The organism is Faecalibacterium sp. DFI.5.82 (assembly GCF_029076575.1).
GTDB classification, from domain to species: Bacteria; Bacillota; Clostridia; order Oscillospirales; family Ruminococcaceae; genus Faecalibacterium; species Faecalibacterium duncaniae.
This window is the reverse complement of sequence record NZ_JARFIS010000021.1, coordinates 1-2,159: the sequence shown is the minus strand read 5'-3', so window position 1 is coordinate 2,159 and position 2,159 is coordinate 1. Positions and strand designations below refer to the sequence as shown.

The following is a 2,159-nucleotide window of genomic DNA, read 5'->3' as shown; positions in this document are numbered from 1 at the left end:
GCAAGCTGAGCCATGCGCAGTTTATTCCGCACATTGCCGGAAAGATACTCGTCCGCAGTCTGCCAGCCTGCTTCCGGCTCATCTGCATCCGCAGAAGGGTCTTTGAAAATCACGCCTTGCAGCTCTGCGGTAATACGCTCATAATCGCCGGGAGAGCCGAGAAGTTCCGCCATATAGGGCAGATCAACACGGCCATGTTCTCCAATGGACACTGCCAGTGCTTCGCTGGGGGTGTCCACGCTGGTGACGGTGCGCTCCGGGCGAATCGTTCGCTTGGTGAACATATCCGCCTTGCTTTTGAGCTGTTTATTCTCATCGAGATTTTCCAAAGAGCAGAGCAGATAGTAGGAAGAATCATCCTCAAACAAACGCCCATTTTTGCGGTCGTTGAGCAGACCGTATTTTGCGGTAAAAACGTCATAAGCTGTGTTCAGCTTTGCTTGGGTTGCCTTAATGTCCTCATCCGGGTAATCGTCCAGCTGCTCCTGAATCAGCTGGTTGACGATCTGCCGCAGTTCCACCATGCCGGTGACACGGGCTTTGGCATTATCGGACAACTCCACCTGCGTCATAATCGAATTTTCTCGGTAGTACACCTCACCGTCCACCACGGCATAGGAGAAATTCTTTACATCCGGGTCAGCGGGGAGCGTCTTGCGCTCGACTTCTGCATCCGCAACATCTGGTGTTTCCACCTCGACTTCAACATACTGGCCCTCAATATGCTGTACCGCTTCGGCAAGCTGGTCGGCCAGCACTGCGCCCTCGATGGGGGCAACCGTCAGTTCCTCCCGTCCGTATTGGGTGCTTTCGGTGGTCAGTTCGCCCAGAATCATCTCCGGGTGGTCCACGAAATACTGGTTGATGGCAAAGCCGTCCTCGGTCTTGCCGAGCTGCACCCAGTCCGGCTCATGGTCGATGGGGCGGTCACGCTTTTGCAAAAAGATAATGTCGCTGACAACATCTGTGCCAGCATTGGCACGGAACGCATTGTTCGGCAGACGGATGGCACCCAGCAGATCGGCACGTTCTGCCATGTGCTTGCGGGCGGTGCTGTCCTTGCTGTCCATGGTGTAGCGGCTGGTAACAAAGGCAATAATGCCGCCCGGTCGCACTTGGTCGATGGCTTTCGCAAAGAAATAATTGTGGATGCTAAAACCAAGTTTGTTGTACGCCTTGTCGTTGACCTTGTACTGACCAAATGGCACGTTACCCACCGCCAAATCGTAGAAATCACGACGGTCGGTGGTCTCAAAGCCCGCCACGGTAATGTCAGCCTGCGGATACAGTTTTTTCGCAATACGCCCGGTGATGCTGTCCAGCTCCACGCCGTATAAGCGGCTGTCTGCCATGCTGTCCGGCAGCATTCCAAAGAAGTTGCCCACGCCCATACTAGGTTCCAGAATGTTACCGCTGTGGAAACCCATGCGCTCCACGGCATCGTAGATACTACGGATGACGGTAGGGCTGGTATAGTGGGCGTTCAGGGTGCTGGAACGGGCAGCAGCATACTCATCCTCGGAAAGCAGCCCTTTCAGTTCGGTGTACTCTTTTGCCCAACTATCTTTGCCGGGGTCAAAAGCGTCTGCCAGACCGCCCCAGCCTACATACTGGGAAAGCACCTGCTGTTCCTCGGCGGTGGCACCACGATGCTCCTGTTCCAGCTGGAACAGGGTTTTGATGGCCTCGATATTTCTTGCGTACTTCTGCTTTGCGCCGCCCTCGCCCAGATGTTCATCTGTGATGTGGAAATTCCCGACAGGTTCAGACTCAGGTTCTGCGTTGACGGCTTTATCCAAAGCTGCGGCATCCGGGAAAGTCTGCACTTCGCCGTCAATGACCGTTGAGATCGGCAGTTCATCCAGTTCTTCGTCAGACGGCTCCGGCTCGTCCTTGTCTGCTAAAAATTTTGCGTGTTCGACTTTGAGCCACTCGGCGGCTTCTCTGTCTGCAACTTCTTTTTTCAGATTTTCCAGATAAGATTCTGCCTGCTTCTCGTTAGAAAACTGTGGAACGGCGTGATTGGTTTCACAGTAGTCATCATAAAGATCATCCCAGATAGCAAAAAGCGGCATTTTACCGTCAACGACTTTTCGGACAGAGAAACGTTCGTATTCAGGCACTTCGGATTCCTTGGCGATGGCTTCTGCCTGCGCCAG

Annotated in this window: 1 pseudogene; it reads right to left on the bottom strand. The window is 53.8% G+C overall.

The features are described 5' to 3' along the window. Positions 1-2,159: pseudogene (locus P0G09_RS15310) on the bottom strand (hypothetical protein); the annotation flags it as partial.